We start from the raw sequence: 15,167 nt of genomic DNA on the forward strand, positions 1-15,167 counted from the left end.
CAGGTTCGCTCAGACCCTCCCCCTCTTCTTCAGCTCAGGATCCCGAGAGCGGTCCGGGCAACGATCTCGGGCGTGACGTCTCCAAGAGCGAGGGCCGCCACCGGTCCAAGCTGCGAAAGACGAGTCCGCTCGATTGCCCTGAGGGCGAGATAATCCTCGTCGGACGACTGGAGGATTTGCAGCGCAAAGCGGCACTCCTGCCCGGTGTTGTCGTCGAGAAGGGCGATCAGGAAATCCGGCCTTACGGAGACGTCCGCAAATGGCAGATCGAAGAGGATCTTCTTCACCGCCATCCGGATGTCCCGGCGTCGCAGGATATACTGCGCGTCTTGGAGCGCCCGCAGAACGTCTCGGTCGTGGTCTCGCTCTGTCGGCACGAACTGGTTGCCGCTCAAGACAGGCTGAGCGTAGGCGCGCAGCGCGACATAGCCCTCCTTCCTGCTGTGCTCGCCGACGACGGCGAGCACAAGGAACGGCGGGTCAACTTCGGCGCGGATGATCCCGGTGTGCTGGATGCGGTTTCGGACCGAGATCGTGCCGAGACCGGTGACGATCTCGGTGGAAGTGACCGCATTGGCCTCGAGCAGAAGAAACGCCTGGGGCGCGAATTCATGAGGCCATCTCTCGGTCGCAGCGCGCAGCCGGGCGTGAACCCGCCGCTTTTCGTAATCGATGGCGTTCGTGTAGAGATGGGCCGAGAGCGGAACCCCGGGCGCAATCTCGAGACCTTGCGCAGCCCGGCGCAGGAAACGCATCTCCTGGCTGATCGAGCCCTCCCGTGGCCCTGCTGGCGGAAGCTCGCGCAGCACGTTGGAACCCGCCCGCTCGAGCAGCAGCCACAGCAGTTTGCCGAGGCGCGGGATTGCAACACCACGCGACCGGTCGTCTGGCTCACTGTGGTCCGGTTTCTGGGCGAGTTTTTCCGGCGCCTTCTGGTGCGCGTTGAACAGGCCATCTGGAACATCGAGCGCGTAGAGCGAATCCCTTGCTGTCTCGCGGATGCGCGGCGGTGCCTGGGGCAGGAAAAATGGACACGCCGGCGCATGCATCGGCCTCGAAGTCAGCCGCCGCAGGTAATAGGTTTCCTGAAAGCTCAGGTAGGCCGGGCTCAGCAGCGGCGGCGCGGTGACCTCGCCCAGACAATCGCAGGCGAGCCATTTGTGATTCTCGCGCGCTGTCACGACGAGGGAGACGCAGGCCCGGTGATCGGCCTCGTTGCCATGGCCCGTGTACCAGCGGACCAAGGCTGCCCGCAGACCGTCGCCAATGGCGACGCGCCCGGTGCTACCTGTGGTGTCCTTGGCCACCAACCACATGGTCTGACGCTCTTGACCGCCCCTTTTGTTCACTCTATGTTCGTCACATAGAGGAATTCTGTCTTATGAACAAGGTATTCGATCTCGGCCAATTCGACCTCGATCTGACGCTGCGCGATGCATCGCTTGACCCACTGGTGACGCCTACGCGGCGCTCGCTCGCCAATGCCTCTATCGGGATAGAAGCGTTCGATGCCTATTATTCGGCGCGCGAACTCTACGAAGCGCTGCAGGGGGTTTTCGAGGGCACACCCGGTGCCAAGAACAAGCTGACGCAGGTGCTTTCGTGCCAGTGCGATGACTATCAGCGGTGTCTCTACTACACGCTGGCGGGGCGCGGCATCGTCCAGATGCTGGACGATCTCGAATGGCTGCTCGATGTCCTGCGCCCTCGCTGCGAAATGTCGGGGAAGCTCCTTCGCTCCGGCGAGCGGCCTGCACCGCAGGTCAATCCTTATGTCGCAAGTGAGCCCGACGGACCCGTTCCAGCACGCTCGGCCGACTTCGTCGAGGGACCCTCGTGGTATCTCGATCCGTCGCTTGGCGGCCGGATCGAGGACTAGGCAGGCATCAGCTTGCCGACCTCACCGGCAGAATCAGGGATTGCGCAGGCCAAGCCGATCGTCGTCATCTACGAGCGTGATGCGCCCTTCCCAGTGCCACAGGACAAGGTTGAGAGCGTCGACGGGAGCGCCGCGGGCGTAGCTCGGCACGACAATGCCGACATAGCCTTGCGCAATTGCAGCCTCGGCGAGATCCTGCGTCGGCACGGGCTTTCCTGAGAGCATCCGGTCCCGCCAGGATGCGTCGCCGAGCTCCGCTGGCGCCATGCCGAACGGTTGGAGCGCGGCCGCGTCGCGGCCATCCAGCAAGGGCCCGATGTCGGCCTGATAGGCAACCAAGGTGGTCGGCTGCAACGTGCCGACCTGATTGGCCTCGCGCAGCGCTGTCTCGGGCGCGAGTGACGTATAGAGCGCCGGGCGTCCCATACGATTGAACCGTCCGCCAAACCGGGCTGCCCCTTCCCCCGACAGTGGTTCGCGGGACCAGACCGGATTGTGGGCGCGATAGAGCAGCCCGGTGAAGTGCATGAGGCTAGGCGTGAATGCCGGCGTCGACGGCGTCGATATAGGTCAGAACGTCATCGGCCCGGTTGTTCTGCACAAGCTGCATTGCGGTCTGGCCCGAAAAGCCCGGCAGGGGCTCAGAGCGGTACCAGGCATAGGCCAGCAAGGCTGAACCGAACCGCGGTTCGACCTTGTTGAGCACTTCGACCATCTGCCGAAGGCGGCGCTGGGTACGATCGGAGGCGATCCGGTCCTTGCGCTGGATCGCGTCCTTGCCGAGACCCAGCGAGCGCGCCAGTTCGTCGCTGGTGGTGCGCAGCGCATCGACGATTTTGCGCGGAGCAAACGCGCCATTGTCCGCATAGTTCTGAATCGCCATTGCAATGCTCCAAGAATTTTGACGTGATATAGCGTCATTCTGTGCGGCTTTCAAGCTGCCACAGGGCTGGCGCCGAGTTCGTCACAGGACGACAACTTGCAGTTCGATCGCACCAAGTGGGTTTTCTCCCGTTGGCATGACGCAGAAGGGCTGGAGCGTGCTGCCGGTTCTGACCACAGCGTGGCTCTTGCCCGTTTTCGCGCTCATCCGGATGGCGACGCGCTCGGCATTGGCCCGCCCGCAAAGGACGCGGCGGCGCGGATCGAGGCTGGCAGAAGTCATGGAAGAGGCCCTCGCTACTGGGCTATCGGAAAGAAGGTCTTGATCCTTCGGGCGGGACGAATGATCTCGAAGCGCCGCTCCATCAGCCGGGAGATGCGGTAGGCCCCGAGCCCGTCGGGCGTCCGCAGCTCGATCTTGTTCCCGCGCTTGCTGACGCGGAATTCGCGGTGTTCGCTGCCGTCGGTAAAGCGCAGCGGTTCGGGAAGCCGCAGGATGTCGCCGTCAGCGACCTTGCGCTCCTTGAGACGCAGCATGGCGTAACACCGGTTCCGCCAGTCCAGGGCGTAAGGGTGCGAGGATGAGGTGAGCAGTTCCAGAATGCTTCGCGGGCAATTCGCCTCGACGGGGCCGGATTGCTCATCCATGTCCTTGTACCCGAAGATCAGGCCATCGGCCGCCTTCGGGTTCCAGCGGACCAGGCAGATCACCGCCGTCACGTAGAGCCTCTCGCGATCTTCACCGTAGCGCTCGACGGCTGCATAGTAGGTGCTGCCGGTGAAAACGCTCTTGAGGACCCGGCACCCCCGGAACGGAGCATCTTCGCAGGCCTCCCGTTCGTAGGTCAGCTGATCGTCGAGATAGGCTTTGGGCGTTTCATGCCCTCCCATCCCTGCGCGGTGCATGTAGAGCCAGCCCATGTGCGTGTCCTTCAGATGAGCCCCGGCTGAGCCGGAGGTGCGATTTGCAGTTCGCGGGCGATCCGCGCTGTGAGTGCCGGAATGTCGGCAAGCGCGGTGATCGGAGCCTTGCGCATGACCGCGCCGGGGGGCTTCCAGAACGGGTTCCGCCAGGCGAGACCCGGTTCGCCGAACCGCTCGGGGCTGATGCGGATGTAGACACCGTCTGCTTCGAGCACATGCTCACCGGCGAGGGCCTCCTGCGAGGTGTAGTAGCTGATGCGGTAGGCGGAATGATCGAGCCCGATCCCGGCTGCGATCTGGCGCAGCGCGCGCGTACCCTCGCGCCGGTAGTGTCGCAGTTCTTCAGGACGATAGTCGATCCCGCGCTTGACCAGCGCAATGATCGCAGGTCGGTGCTTGAGCTCGCCGAGGCGCTCGATGCACTGTGCCCGCAAGATCTGGTCGTCGGCCTCGCAGGTTGTCGGCCTTCCGTCGGCAATGCGCTGAAGGTGGCGAGTGAGGAGCAGAACCGCGGGACAGGTGGCGACCTGCCGGCCTGCGAGGCGCACATCATCGACGGCCTCGTTCAATGCTCGCAGCGCGGTCTCGAACGTCGTCAGCCCATCGGGCTCGAGCGCGCGACGGTAACGATAATCGATGTCGCAGGACATGAGGCTTCCTTTCCATTGCAAGTGCAATGGCCTCCTCCCCCTCCCCTCAATGCAGACTGCGGTGATGTTTCCCTGAGCTTCTCAGGGACAGTGGCTCATAGATCATCGGCCGTAAGAGCGCCCCGGGAGCGACCTGTTCGAGGATTCTCGCAATCGCCGAGACCGCAGCGCCAGCCTCGGTTGTCTGGATAACCAGGGAGCCGCCCTGCCCCGGATCGGACACCAGTGACCAACCGGGTTCTCCTTTGCCGAGGAGGCTCTCCAGGACCGCATGACGGTTCCGCCCGGGGAACAGCACCCCAACATGGTCGCCGAGCGCTGCGCCAATGTCCGCAGAACCTCCGCTCGCAAGGTCGCTGGCATAGCGGCTCAGCTGCGCAAGCCGCACCGCGTCGTCTGCGGTTGGCTCAAGCGTAAGCCGGAACTGGCGCCTCTTCATGGGCTTCCTCCGCAGGTTCACTCTCATAGCCCGAATAGGCTGCAAGCAGGTTGAAAGCCTGATCGGCCTTGGCGGCAGCCGTGATGATCGCGGTCTTGTCGGATTTCAGGATATCGAGCCAATGGGCGATGTAGCTGGCGTGGCTTTCATGGAGGTCTGCGGGGAGGCCCAGCTCATAGCAGATCCGGGCACTGACCTGCTCCGCGACCAGTTCCTCGAAGGCGTAGGCCTTGTCGCCGAACCGCTTGCCGAATGTGCGCGCGAGCCGCGAGGGGTGCCCGCTCCAGTGGCCGAGTTCGTGCGCTTTGGTGGCGACATATCCGTCCTCGGTGCGGAAGGCGCCGCGTTCTGGAAGCTGGATATAGTCTCCGCCCGGAGAGAAGAATGCACGGTCACCGCCATGGCGGATATCAGCAGGTATCGGAGCAAAGAAGGCCTGGATGGCCGCTGCCTTCACAGAGGGTTGCGGCGGTGCTTCGGGGACCGGACTGGGATAGAAATGCGGCGGCAGGCCTTCAATCTGCGAGGCATTGAAAACGCTGTAGGATCGCATGAACCGGATGGTTTTCGACGTCTCCTCGCCAGTCGCCTGATCTACGTCGGTCTTGCTCGTGCTGTTGAAATAGATGCTCGGCTCGGCCGTCTCACCCTTGCGCACTTGCCCGCCCAGTTCCTGAGCCTGACGATAGGTCATCCAGTAGCGCGAGGCGTAGCCGAAGCAGTCGGCGACAGCCCAGAGATAGAGGCGATTGATCCCGGTGTAGGGCAGTCCGCCTGCACGCAAGGGCGCGCCCCCTGCCCCGGTCTTTTTCCAGGGCCGCCGCCAGGGCATTGTGCCGGCCTCGATCCGTGCAATGATGAGATTGGTAATTTCCTGCGCGACATCGCGCTTTGGTCCGCGGCGCATCGGCATTTCCCTTCGTGGAAGAAGAAGGCCCGGCCACTCGAGTGAGCGACCGGGCCAGGACATCAGGAGGAGGGTGAGGCGTTCAGGCAGCCACTGCCGTGTCTGTGGCGGCGCCTTCGGGTTCCTCTTCGGCATCCGGCAGTGCGACCACCCCCTCGATCGCGTCGATGTCGGCCTTGCCGTCTTCGGAGGCATCAGAATCAGCGCTTTGTGCGCCCTCCGGCATGGCCGCACTGAACTTCATGGCCTCGGGCAGCCAGGCAAGGGCGGCTTCCTTGACCTCCTGCTCGATGATCGCCTTACCGGCGAAGATCGTCTCGCACGTCTTGGCGAGGTCCGCCTTCTTGGACGCCGCATAGCGCGCAGCGAGGTCACTTCCGCCAACCTCGGTCAGCGCGGCGAGGCAGGAAGTCTTGCTCACCCGGTCGAAGAAATTCTCGGCAGTCGGCCGCCACAGAGCCGCAACGTCGACATCGAGCATCGACCCAAGCACGGCATGAACCGGATGATACTCGGATCCATAGCCCTTCTTGGCCTCGAGCGAGAGCGCCACCGCATAGGCAAGCCAGGCCGCCTTGGCGTCATCTTCGAGGTCGCGGAAGGCGATGAAACGGGCCGCAACACTGCCCTGCTCCTGCCACGCCTTGTCGAGACCATCCTCGGCCTCGGCGAGAATGCCCTCGGCCGCTGATTGCGGAACCTCGCCGGTCGCAGGATCGCTCGGCCGTCCCGCCTTGATCGAGGTGCCCTTCCCCTCATAGCTGCGATTGTCTGCAAGCGCGAAGATGGCGAAATCGAGGGCAAGCCCCGGATCGCCAAGCAGGCAGGCCGACAGGATATTGCGGCGCTGAACGGCGAGCTCGTCGAACAGCCTCGCGCTGATCGGCTTCTCGCTTCCGGGTGCGATCGCCTCAGGCCGTGCGGGAGCACCACTTGCGCGGCTCCCTGAGGTCGGTGCCGGCTCTTCTGCCGTCGCGGTCACATTGCCTTGGTCATCGGTCTCGAACGACAGCCGCTTCTCGCTGTAGTAATCGGCCTCGAGAACCATCTCGCCGCGGGTGGTAAGCACGAGGAAGCGGCCGACTTCACCGCGCCATTCTTCAGGCAGCTCGCGAACCGGATTGTTGAGGTCGCTGCGTTCGGCATCGAGAGCCTCGTATTCGGCCTCGAGCTTTCCGAAATCGACGTCCTCTTGCTCTTCACCTTCATCGAAGGTCGCGTTGATCTCATCTATCCGGGCATCAATCTCGTCGATGCGGGCGCGCGCCGTTTCCGAGAGGGGCACGGGCGGGAGCCGGACAGCGGAGACGCCCATCTCGCTTCGCGCCTGCCAGGAATTGCTGGCGGCCACCGGGCTGATCCAGGCGAGACCGGTCTCCGAGGTCAGGCGCTCGGCTTCCGCTTCCATCTTTTCGGAGGCGAGCCGGTGCGCGATCTCGATATCGATCCAGCGATCCTCGCCCGCATCGCTGAACAGATCCCGCTCGACCTTGCCGCCGGCAGCCACATAGGCATCTTCGCCGATCAGAAGCGCGATAGGGTCATTACCGCGCATCGAGCCGGTGGCGACCATGCGGCGAATGGCGTCGGCGCTGGGGTTGTAGGCATGGCGCATCTGCTCGAAGACGCGGATCTGCACTTCGTGCTGGTCGGTCGCAGCATAAGCTTTGGCGATTTCGAGGGTGATGTCGCCGGCGGCGAGTGCCTCGAAGATCGGCGCTGCTAGATTAGCAAGGCGCAGCCGGCCTTCGACGAACCGCTGGGTGAGTCCGAAGCGCTTGGCTACGGCCGCGATATCGCTGCCTTCCTTGATGAAATGCTGGAAGGCGCGGCATTCTTCAGCCGGAGACATGCCGACCCGCTGGAAGTTCTCGGCGAGCGAGGCTTCGCCCGCCGTCTCTTCGCTACCCTCGAGCAGCTTGCATTCTACTTCGGCATCCGCAGCCCAGGCCCCGCGATCGATGATCATGCCAATGGCCCGCAGGCGGCGGCCACCGGCGATCACCGCAAACTGGCCGCGCTTCTTGCTCTTGGTCACCAGCAGGTTCTGCAGGAGGCCGCGGGCCTCGATGTCCGCAGAAAGCTGCGCGTCTTCTTGGTCGTTGCGTGTTTTGCGCACGTTCGCATCGCTCAGATAGAGCTTGGAAAAGGGAATCAGCATCTCGGTCACTCCTGATCTGCTCCCGGCCATCACCGGGGCACAGATCCCCTCCCCCTCCCCTTGTTTGCCGGGGCCAAGCATCCAAGATTCTGTGCACTTGTCGCACTCGACATGGGTTGAGCACCTTCAGCGCTCCGGCCCATCACCGCATCAGGAGCGCCGCCAGCACGGCCTCTGCTGCCTTTGTGGGAATGAACACCCTTGTGCGGAACGAAATGATCTCGGTGAAACAGCCGATGCTCTTCAACCAGGGCAGCTGATCGACAGGGGCGCCAACGATCTCGTAGCGCTGCTCGTTGGCGACCCGCGATGACTTTATGGTGGCCTCGAACGGTTGCTTGATAGGTATCGTCCGATGCTCGCCGAGTGCCTTGAGGATCGCTTGCTCCGAGAGTTCGACACTCGAGGTAATGTCGAACTTCTGCAAAAGGTTTGCGACGTCGAGCTCGTGAACGATGCGGCCGAGCCAGCTGCGTCCCTCCTCATCGACGATCCGCCGCACCTCCAGATATTCGATCGGAAGGCTCGACCATATCGGTAGAAGCAGTCCTGTGGCGAGGTACACCTTCTCGGTTGTCAGATTCTCGGCCAGCTCAGCGACTTCGGCACACCAGAGTTGCTCGAAGGTCTCCCGAGGACATTCCGCCCACGCAGACTCGGTTAGATCATCAAGGTGATGGTATTCGCGGCGCAGCGGTCGGTGGAGAATGGCGCGGCGGATCAGTTCGCCCCGATCGGTCATGAAATGCCGGGACGGCTCAGCCAGCGCCGCCCTGCCGCTCTTGGTATTGTGCATCAGCACGCACCCGTCCGACAGGTCGAGGCGCTGCTTCACCCTTTCCAGCGTGATTGGCCGGGTACGCGTCCTGAGCGCGAGCTGGAGGAGGTGAGAGGTCGCCCCAGTCCGTGCATCCGTTCGCAGCACAATATCTTCGATGACCTCGGCACTTTCGACCTGGATCGTTTCGACGCCCACATCGAGAGAACCGGCCTCACGCGCTGCGGAAACCCGGGCTTCAACGAGCCCGAGAAATTCATCGAAGATTGCGTTCTGCATACCGATCGGCAGGGCAAGAATCCGATTGAGCCACCGCTGGATAGGGGGAAGGTCTTCTTCGAGCACCCCATCCTGGGAGACGATCGTCAATCCACTGCGGCGCTCGAAGTCGGACAAGGTCACGCTCTTGAGCTTCCCGTCTGCCAGAAGGGCGAACCAGCTGGTGAGCGCGGCCTTGGCATAAGGGCTTTCGAGATTGTCCGCTGGATCGAACAGATTCTGACCACCGGTCTGGCGCTGGCCGCGCGTCAATGCCCCAAGGCTGTCGAGGCGCCGCGCGATCGTGCTGGTAAAACGCAGCTCACCTTTGCAGTTGGTCGTGACCGGCCTGAATAGGGGGGTGTTCGCCTGATGGGTGCGATGGGTGCGGCCGAGGCCCTGGATGGCCCGGTCAGCGCGCCAGCCCGGCTCTAGAAGGAAATGCACCCGGCGCTTCTGGCAGGCTGCGTCGAGGCTGGCATGGTAGGAACGCCCCGTTCCGCCTGCATCGCTGAAGACGAGAATGGGTTTGCGGCCATCCATGAACTGGTCGGTCTCCGACTGGTTCGTTCGGGGGGAACGGGTCTCGAGGCGCTGGCTACCATCGGCCTGAGAAATGAGGCGCTTTGTGCGCCCGGTGACTTCTGCGACCTTATCCGTCCCGTAGTGTTCGATGATCCCGTCGAGGGCTGGCTTGATTGGCGGCATCGCGCAAAGATGCTCGATCAGCTCGGCGCGCCGGGCGATCGCAGCCTGGTTGTGCACGGGGCGGCCGTCCTCGTCGAACATCGGCGTCGAACGGGTAGCACCGGTGTCGTCGGTGTAGAACGTCATCTGCTGGGTGGGAAAAGCGCGCTCGAGGTATTCGATGACCGCATCAAGCGGGCTGAGATCAAGGTCGAGTTCGGCCCGCTCTTCAGGTGAAAGGCTGTCGAGCCTTCGGTCGAGGATGCTTTCGGCGGTCGAGACCAGCTGAACCACGACCACGTCATCCTGGTCCAGGTGCTTATTGATGGCACTGATCAGAGTCGGGAGCTTCATCGAAAGCAGCAGCTGGTTGAAGAAGCGCTGCTTGGTGCTTTCGAAGCGGCTGCGGGCTGCGGCCTTCGCGCCGCCGTTCAGCGTGCTGCCGTCGATCTCGTCGACCACACCGGTCAGCGCGAGCGCGTCCTCCATGTTCTGGTGAATAATCGCCCAAGCATCCGCATAGGTGTCGTAGACAGCGATCTGCTGGGCCGTCAGGTCGTGCTTGAGGATTTCGTACTCGACCCCGGCAAAGCTCAGCGCCCGTGCCTGGTAAAGCCCAAGGGCCTTAAGGTCGCGCGACACCAGCTCCATCGCAGCGATGCCACCTGCCCTGATCTGGCTGATGAAATCCTCGCGGTTGGCAAACGCCGTTCCTGGTCCCCAAAGGCCGAGCCGAACCGCATAGGCGAGATTGTTGACTTCAGAGGCCCCGGTCGCCGAGGCATAGAGCACGCGGGCCTTGGGCAGATGGTTCTGGAGCATGACGCCGGCGATGCCCTGCTGGGAACCTGATTTGCTCCCGCGGGCGCCCTCGCCTCCTGCCACCCCGCCCATTTCGTGGCTCTCATCAAAGGCGATGACACCTTCGAAATCCGCCCCGGCCCAGTCCAGCAATTGCTTCAGGCGGGTCGCATCCTGCCTCTGACTGCGCAGCGTCGGGTACGTGACGAAGAGGATCCCCTCGCGGAACGGCACTGGCTGATCGATTTTCCAGCTGGAGAGCGGTTGAATGTCGGCAGTCATCCCGCCGATCGCGCTCCAATCCCGGCGCGCATCTTCGAGCAGGCTCTCGTTCTTGGATACCCAGATCGCCTTGCGGCGTCCGGCTAGCCAGTTGTCTAGAATGCAGGCGGCAATCTGTCGGCCTTTGCCCGCGCCAGTGCCATCACCGAGGAAGTAGCCCTTGCGGTAGCTGTGTCCGTCTTCGGCCAGAGTGAGAGCGACACCTTCGTCAGCCGGGACGAACAGGCCCGGCAGATACTGCTGCCAGGCATTGCCGGCATAGATCACCGTCTCGAGCTGCGCTTCCGAAAGCAGGCTTTCTTTGAGGATGCGGCCCTGCAGGCTGGGGCAATATTCCGGTACCGGCGCTGGTATGGAGCCCATGGCCACACTTTCCACCAGCGGGGTCGGGTGCGCCTTTGCACCATCGATGTCGATCCGGCTCGGGCGGTAGGGCAGATAGACACCGGCCTGCTCGCCCAGAGGGCGCGGCGTTGCCAGGCTGCGAAAAACAAGCGGCGATATCGATGGCGCTTCGATTACGCGCGGCTTAGCCGCAGGCGGCTTTGCACTTGTGCGCATCGCCTTGAAAAGCGTGCCGGGCTTGGTCTGCTGCCGTGTGGAGATTGCTGAAGGGTCGCAAGCTGCCCGCTTTACGACTGTGACTGCCTCGGCAATCTCGGCGACAGTCGATCGAGCGAGGATTGCGGAACGTATGTTTCCGGGAACCTTGTCGATCACGTAGAGGCGAACCGGCACGCTGGTCCCCTGCTTGTGGTAGCACCTGGCAAGGCGGCAAGCTGTTTGCACCGTGCAGTTCTCGAACGTCTGGTCATAGATTTTCGAGAGCCTAGCGCTGGTGGTGAACCAGTCCGGCATGATAGCGACAAGTCTGCCGCCAGGAGCCAATCGACCGAGCGCGGCGCGCAGATGGCGGACAGCAGCGAATTGATCGACGCCCCTTCCCTCCGAACGGGAGAACGGGGGGTTCATGAGAATCAGGCTGGGGCGCAGCGAAGGATCCAGCGCGGAAGCCAGCATCGCACCGTCGATCCCGGTAAGCTTGGCATGTTTGAACAGCAGAGCGAGTTTCTCACGGCGTTTGGGATCAAGCTCATTGAGGTGTAGCTGTCTGACTGTCGGCAGGCTGGCCACGAGCGCACCATGTCCCGCACTCGGCTCCAGCACGATGTCGTCTGGCCGGGGCTGCGCAAGGACAGTCGCGAGTGCCGCAAGATCGGCGGGCGTGGAGAACTGTTGAAACCGAATCTGGTCTTCGCTCCTGACCGTATGGGTTGGCAGTTGCTCAACCAGAAGGCTCAGGGCGGTGATGTCGTCCAGGCGCACCGGACGGGATAAGCCTAGCAGATGGCGGGTCATCCCTGCTTCGAGGAGGTCATAAGCATCGCGCTGTGCCCAGCGACCTTCAGCCGAACTTCCACCGTAGAGGCGCTTCATTGCGTCGAAGAGCGACATCTTGGTCAGCGATCCACCGGCAAGCTCCTGCGCGATTTCATCGATGGCCTGATCAAGGCGGGTGTCGAACTGGGTGAAGAGATCGGTCATGCGCTGCTCCTGATGCTGATGCGCATCAGAGCATCCCCCTCCCCTTCTGCCCCGACAGCGCGAAGCCTGGAATTGCGCTAAGGGCGCAGACCAAGGTCCAGCTAGGAAAAGCGGCCGAGATTTCAGCCTCACGGCAAGAGAGATTCGTAGGCCAAATATGGCCATTAATTTGACCAAAGGTAGAATATCGGCCATATATGGCCAATGCTATTCACTCTACAAGATCAGCTGACGCACCTCGGTATGCGGATCAAGGCCCGCCGCCTGGCCCTCGATCTTACCCAGCAAGCGGCAGCTGCCAAAGCAGGCGTGGCCCATAGAACATGGCGGCGGATGGAGACCGAAGGCAGGGCGTCCATCGAAGACCTTGTTCGCGCTGCCATTGCACTGCGCTGCGATGAGGGCATCGTCGCGCTGTTTCCTCAAGTTCCGGCGACCAGCATGGATGAACTGCTTGCACAGCAGCGCCAGGCAGCCAAGCGGCAGCGCCAGCGTGCCAGCGGGCGCTCAGGCGGAATTGGGTCATGAAGCTGGCTCCGGGAACGCCTTTGGCGATTGGACTGCTGACCGACGAGACTGCAGCGCCGCGTTCTGTCGGCAGGCTGGCGATGGATGGGGGCCTGGCTCAGCTCGAATGGTCGGCAGAGGTCATCGCTGCGCGCCTTCGGATATCTCCGCTTCACTATCCAGCTGAGCCCGGCCTGCACCCTGCCCGCAGCCGAATGTTCGAGGGCCTCCACGGTTTCCTGTCGGACTGCCTGCCCGACGCCTGGGGCATGCTGCTGTTGAAGCGGCGCCTTCAAAGGATGGGTCACCGGTTCGAAGACCTTGATGCGGTCGACCGGCTCGCCCTCGTGGGCACAAGGGGTCGAGGTGCCCTCGTCTTCCAGCCCGAAACGCTTGGGTTCGAAGCTTCATTTACCATCGATCTCGATGCTCTGGCTGATGAATCCCGCCAGGTTCTGCTCGGCGAGGAGACAGAGCTCGAAGCGCTGCTGGCACGCCTGGGCGGCGGCTCAGGCGGAGCACGGCCGAAAGTTCACGTGGCGATCGACGCAGACGGCAAGCTTTCCGCCGGAGACGAGCTCGCAGCAGTGGGAAGCGAGAACGCGGGTGCGGAATGGATCGTCAAGTTTGCAGCGACCAATGACCCTGCCGATATCGGGCCATTGGAGGAGGCCTACGCCCGGATGGCACGCGCCGCAGGGATTGTTATGGCAGAGACGCGATTGATCCCGTCGGCGAACGGTCCAGGTCATTTCGCGACAAGGCGCTTCGATCGACTGGCACCGGGCAAGCGGCTACACATGGTCAGCCTCGGCGGAGCGCTTGAAGCGTCGCCGCATATGCCCAGCGTCGACTACGACGGGTTCCTGAAGGCGACCTTGGCCATCACCCACAGCATGGCAGACGTCGAGCAGGCCTTCCGGCGCATGGTCTTCAACGTGCTTGCGCGAAACCGTGACGACCATGTTCGCCAGCACGCCTACCTGATGGACGACCAAGGGAACTGGCGGCTCGCGCCGGCCTTCGACCTCACCTTCTCGAACGGTCCCGGCGGCGAGCACTACATGGCTGTGTTGGGCGAAGGCCGCACCATAACCCGCGAGCATGTCGAGAAGCTCGCAAAGGTCCATGGGGTTTCGCCGAAGCGCACGGCTTCCATCGTAGACGACGTGCGTGCAGCGCTTTCCGACTGGACGTCATATGCGCGTGACGCGGGGGTCGGGATATCTATGGCTCCGGTGTCAGAGGGTTTAGGTCTGGTGGCGCAAGAGTTTGGTTGAGGGTGGCTTGGCTAACCGAAAGCCGACAGTGCCCCGCTGAGGCAGGTTCCGACCCAGACCTAGTCACTCAGATCAGCAAAAGCGAACGTCTGCTTCTGTCAGATGCTGCCGACAGAATGTGTCGAAGCAAGTCATCAGCTTTGAGCGATAAAACTTGGTCGTTCGCCGGTTCAGCGCACTAGCAGAAGGCCGCCGCTTGTTCCGCGATGCAGACGCCGTTGACGCTTATCGCTATGCCAACGAATGCACGACTGCAGGGAGACCGCAAAGGTGCGCATTCAGAAGTCACGCCCTACAGGCAACAAACTAGTGACAGGGTTTGCGATCGGTCGGGCGATATCAGTTGGATCGCTATTCACAAGACGCTTATAATCGATAATAATTGATTATGGGCGTCAGGATTTTCTGATGCCACCACCGTGGAAGGGAGGTGTGCACGCCATGAATGTCGAGCAAATATTTGAGGTTAAAGGCAAAAGGGTGCTGATTACCGGCGGATCAGCCGGGATAGGCGAAATGATCGCACGCGCCTTCGTCGACAACGGAGCGAAGGTCTACATCTCTTCTCGCAAAGCCGAGGTTTGCAATTCGCTAGCAGCTGAGCTGAGCCGAAACGGCAAGTGCTACGCATTGCCCGCTGATGTTGGGACCATGGCCGGCGTGAGGCAACTAGCCAGCGACTATCGCGCCAAGGAACCTCGGCTTGATATACTCATCAACAATGCCGGCGCCACCTGGGGCGAAGATCTCGACAACTATTCTGAAGCTGGGTGGGATAAGGTCGTGGACCTGAACCTAAAAGCGGTGTTCTTCCTTGCGCAGGCGCTGCTCGCTCCTTTGCGGGAAGCGGCGGCTGCACCGGATTATGCGCGCATCATCAACGTGGCATCCGTCAATGGCCTACGGCCACCGGCGCTGGAGACCTATGCCTACTCTGCATCTAAGGCTGGATGCATTATGCTGACGCGGCATCTCGCGAAGCGCCTCGCCCCCGAACGTATCCTGGTGAACGCCATCGCCCCTGGCCCATTTGCGACGCGGATGATGGCTGCGACACTATCGGAACATGGCGAGGCGATCCGCGCGTCGAACCCGCTCGGCCGAGTGGGTGAACCGGAAGAAATAGCAGGCGTTGCCCTCTTCCTTGCCTCTCGTGCCTCGACCTACACTGTCCGTCGTCAGAACAT

At 62.5% G+C, this 15,167-nt stretch carries 13 protein-coding genes; 4 read left to right on the forward strand and 9 right to left on the reverse strand.

Going from position 1 to position 15,167, the window contains the following annotated elements:
- Nucleotides 1-29 precede the first annotated feature (29 nt).
- A complete protein-coding gene (locus H926_RS0106045) occupies nt 30-1,316 on the reverse strand; it encodes a hypothetical protein (RefSeq protein WP_028657653.1) in 1,287 nt (428 codons plus the stop codon).
- Nucleotides 1,317-1,381: 65 nt separating this feature from the next.
- Between H926_RS0106045 and H926_RS0106050 the strand changes: the two genes are divergently transcribed.
- Nucleotides 1,382-1,879, forward strand: a complete 498-nt coding sequence (locus H926_RS0106050; protein WP_022675516.1) for a hypothetical protein — start codon at nt 1,382-1,384, stop codon at nt 1,877-1,879.
- Nucleotides 1,880-1,912: 33 nt separating this feature from the next.
- On the opposite strand, the gene H926_RS0106055 is transcribed toward H926_RS0106050, so the two are convergent.
- The 8 genes from H926_RS0106055 to H926_RS0106095 all read right to left on the reverse strand — a co-directional run bounded on the left by H926_RS0106055 (nt 1,913) and on the right by H926_RS0106095 (nt 12,193).
- Nucleotides 1,913-2,407, reverse strand: coding sequence for an RES family NAD+ phosphorylase (locus H926_RS0106055; RefSeq protein WP_022675517.1), 495 nt, complete (start codon nt 2,405-2,407; stop codon nt 1,913-1,915).
- 4 nt (nt 2,408-2,411) lie between these two features.
- Nucleotides 2,412-2,762 carry an antitoxin Xre/MbcA/ParS toxin-binding domain-containing protein gene (locus H926_RS0106060; RefSeq protein WP_022675518.1) on the reverse strand — a complete coding sequence of 117 codons (351 nt, stop codon included), beginning with the start codon at nt 2,760-2,762 and terminating at the stop codon, nt 2,412-2,414.
- An 81-nt stretch (nt 2,763-2,843) separates the two neighbouring features.
- Complete coding sequence (locus tag H926_RS0106065; protein ID WP_022675519.1) at nt 2,844-3,044, reverse strand: hypothetical protein; 201 nt, start codon at nt 3,042-3,044, stop codon at nt 2,844-2,846.
- Nucleotides 3,045-3,058: 14 nt separating this feature from the next.
- Nucleotides 3,059-3,682 (reverse strand): hypothetical protein, encoded by a 624-nt coding sequence (locus H926_RS0106070; protein WP_022675520.1) that lies wholly within the window; start codon nt 3,680-3,682, stop codon nt 3,059-3,061.
- Nucleotides 3,683-3,693: 11 nt separating this feature from the next.
- The gene (locus H926_RS25915) at nt 3,694-4,335 is read right to left on the reverse strand and encodes a hypothetical protein (RefSeq protein WP_022675521.1); all 642 of its coding nucleotides are present in this window, start codon (nt 4,333-4,335) and stop codon (nt 3,694-3,696) included.
- 407 nt (nt 4,336-4,742) lie between these two features.
- Nucleotides 4,743-5,681: an ArdC family protein gene (locus tag H926_RS0106085; protein ID WP_086740700.1), complete on the reverse strand. Its 939-nt coding sequence runs from the start codon at nt 5,679-5,681 to the stop codon at nt 4,743-4,745.
- Between the two features lie 82 nt (nt 5,682-5,763).
- Nucleotides 5,764-7,842, reverse strand: a complete 2,079-nt coding sequence (locus H926_RS0106090; protein WP_022675524.1) for a ParB/RepB/Spo0J family partition protein — start codon at nt 7,840-7,842, stop codon at nt 5,764-5,766.
- 142 nt (nt 7,843-7,984) lie between these two features.
- Nucleotides 7,985-12,193: a strawberry notch-like NTP hydrolase domain-containing protein gene (locus tag H926_RS0106095; RefSeq protein WP_022675525.1), complete on the reverse strand. Its 4,209-nt coding sequence runs from the start codon at nt 12,191-12,193 to the stop codon at nt 7,985-7,987.
- A gap of 243 nt (nt 12,194-12,436) precedes the next feature.
- On the opposite strand from H926_RS0106095, the gene H926_RS25925 reads away from it, so the two are divergent.
- From H926_RS25925 to H926_RS0106110, 3 genes are all read left to right on the forward strand, one after another.
- Complete coding sequence (locus tag H926_RS25925) at nt 12,437-12,721, forward strand: helix-turn-helix domain-containing protein (protein ID WP_202804675.1); 285 nt, start codon at nt 12,437-12,439, stop codon at nt 12,719-12,721.
- Complete coding sequence (locus tag H926_RS0106105) at nt 12,718-13,980, forward strand: type II toxin-antitoxin system HipA family toxin (RefSeq protein WP_022675527.1); 1,263 nt, start codon at nt 12,718-12,720, stop codon at nt 13,978-13,980. The genes H926_RS25925 and H926_RS0106105 overlap by 4 nt, the downstream gene beginning before the upstream one ends.
- A 441-nt stretch (nt 13,981-14,421) precedes the next feature.
- A partial coding sequence (locus H926_RS0106110) for an SDR family NAD(P)-dependent oxidoreductase (protein ID WP_028657654.1) occupies nt 14,422-15,167 on the forward strand: 746 nt, incomplete at its 3' end.

This window comes from Novosphingobium sp. B-7 (assembly GCF_000410615.1).
Lineage (GTDB): Bacteria > Pseudomonadota > Alphaproteobacteria > Sphingomonadales > Sphingomonadaceae > Novosphingobium > Novosphingobium capsulatum.

Bases quoted from the DNA above. Each gene is read 5' to 3' on its own strand.
- H926_RS0106045 (WP_028657653.1), bottom strand. From the start codon at position 1,316: ATGTGGTTGGTGGCCAAGGACACCACAGGTAGCACCGGGCGCGTCGCC.
- H926_RS0106095 (WP_022675525.1), bottom strand. From the start codon at position 12,193: ATGACCGATCTCTTCACCCAGTTCGACACCCGCCTTGATCAGGCCATC.
- H926_RS0106105 (WP_022675527.1), top strand. From the start codon at position 12,718: ATGAAGCTGGCTCCGGGAACGCCTTTGGCGATTGGACTGCTGACCGAC.
- H926_RS0106060 (WP_022675518.1), bottom strand. From the start codon at position 2,762: ATGGCGATTCAGAACTATGCGGACAATGGCGCGTTTGCTCCGCGCAAA.
- H926_RS0106085 (WP_086740700.1), bottom strand. From the start codon at position 5,681: ATGCGCCGCGGACCAAAGCGCGATGTCGCGCAGGAAATTACCAATCTC.
- H926_RS25915 (WP_022675521.1), bottom strand. From the start codon at position 4,335: ATGTCCTGCGACATCGATTATCGTTACCGTCGCGCGCTCGAGCCCGAT.
- H926_RS0106050 (WP_022675516.1), top strand. From the start codon at position 1,382: ATGAACAAGGTATTCGATCTCGGCCAATTCGACCTCGATCTGACGCTG.
- H926_RS0106090 (WP_022675524.1), bottom strand. From the start codon at position 7,842: ATGCTGATTCCCTTTTCCAAGCTCTATCTGAGCGATGCGAACGTGCGC.
- H926_RS0106065 (WP_022675519.1), bottom strand. From the start codon at position 3,044: ATGACTTCTGCCAGCCTCGATCCGCGCCGCCGCGTCCTTTGCGGGCGG.
- H926_RS25925 (WP_202804675.1), top strand. From the start codon at position 12,437: ATGCGGATCAAGGCCCGCCGCCTGGCCCTCGATCTTACCCAGCAAGCG.
- H926_RS0106055 (WP_022675517.1), bottom strand. From the start codon at position 2,407: ATGCACTTCACCGGGCTGCTCTATCGCGCCCACAATCCGGTCTGGTCC.
- H926_RS0106070 (WP_022675520.1), bottom strand. From the start codon at position 3,682: ATGGGCTGGCTCTACATGCACCGCGCAGGGATGGGAGGGCATGAAACG.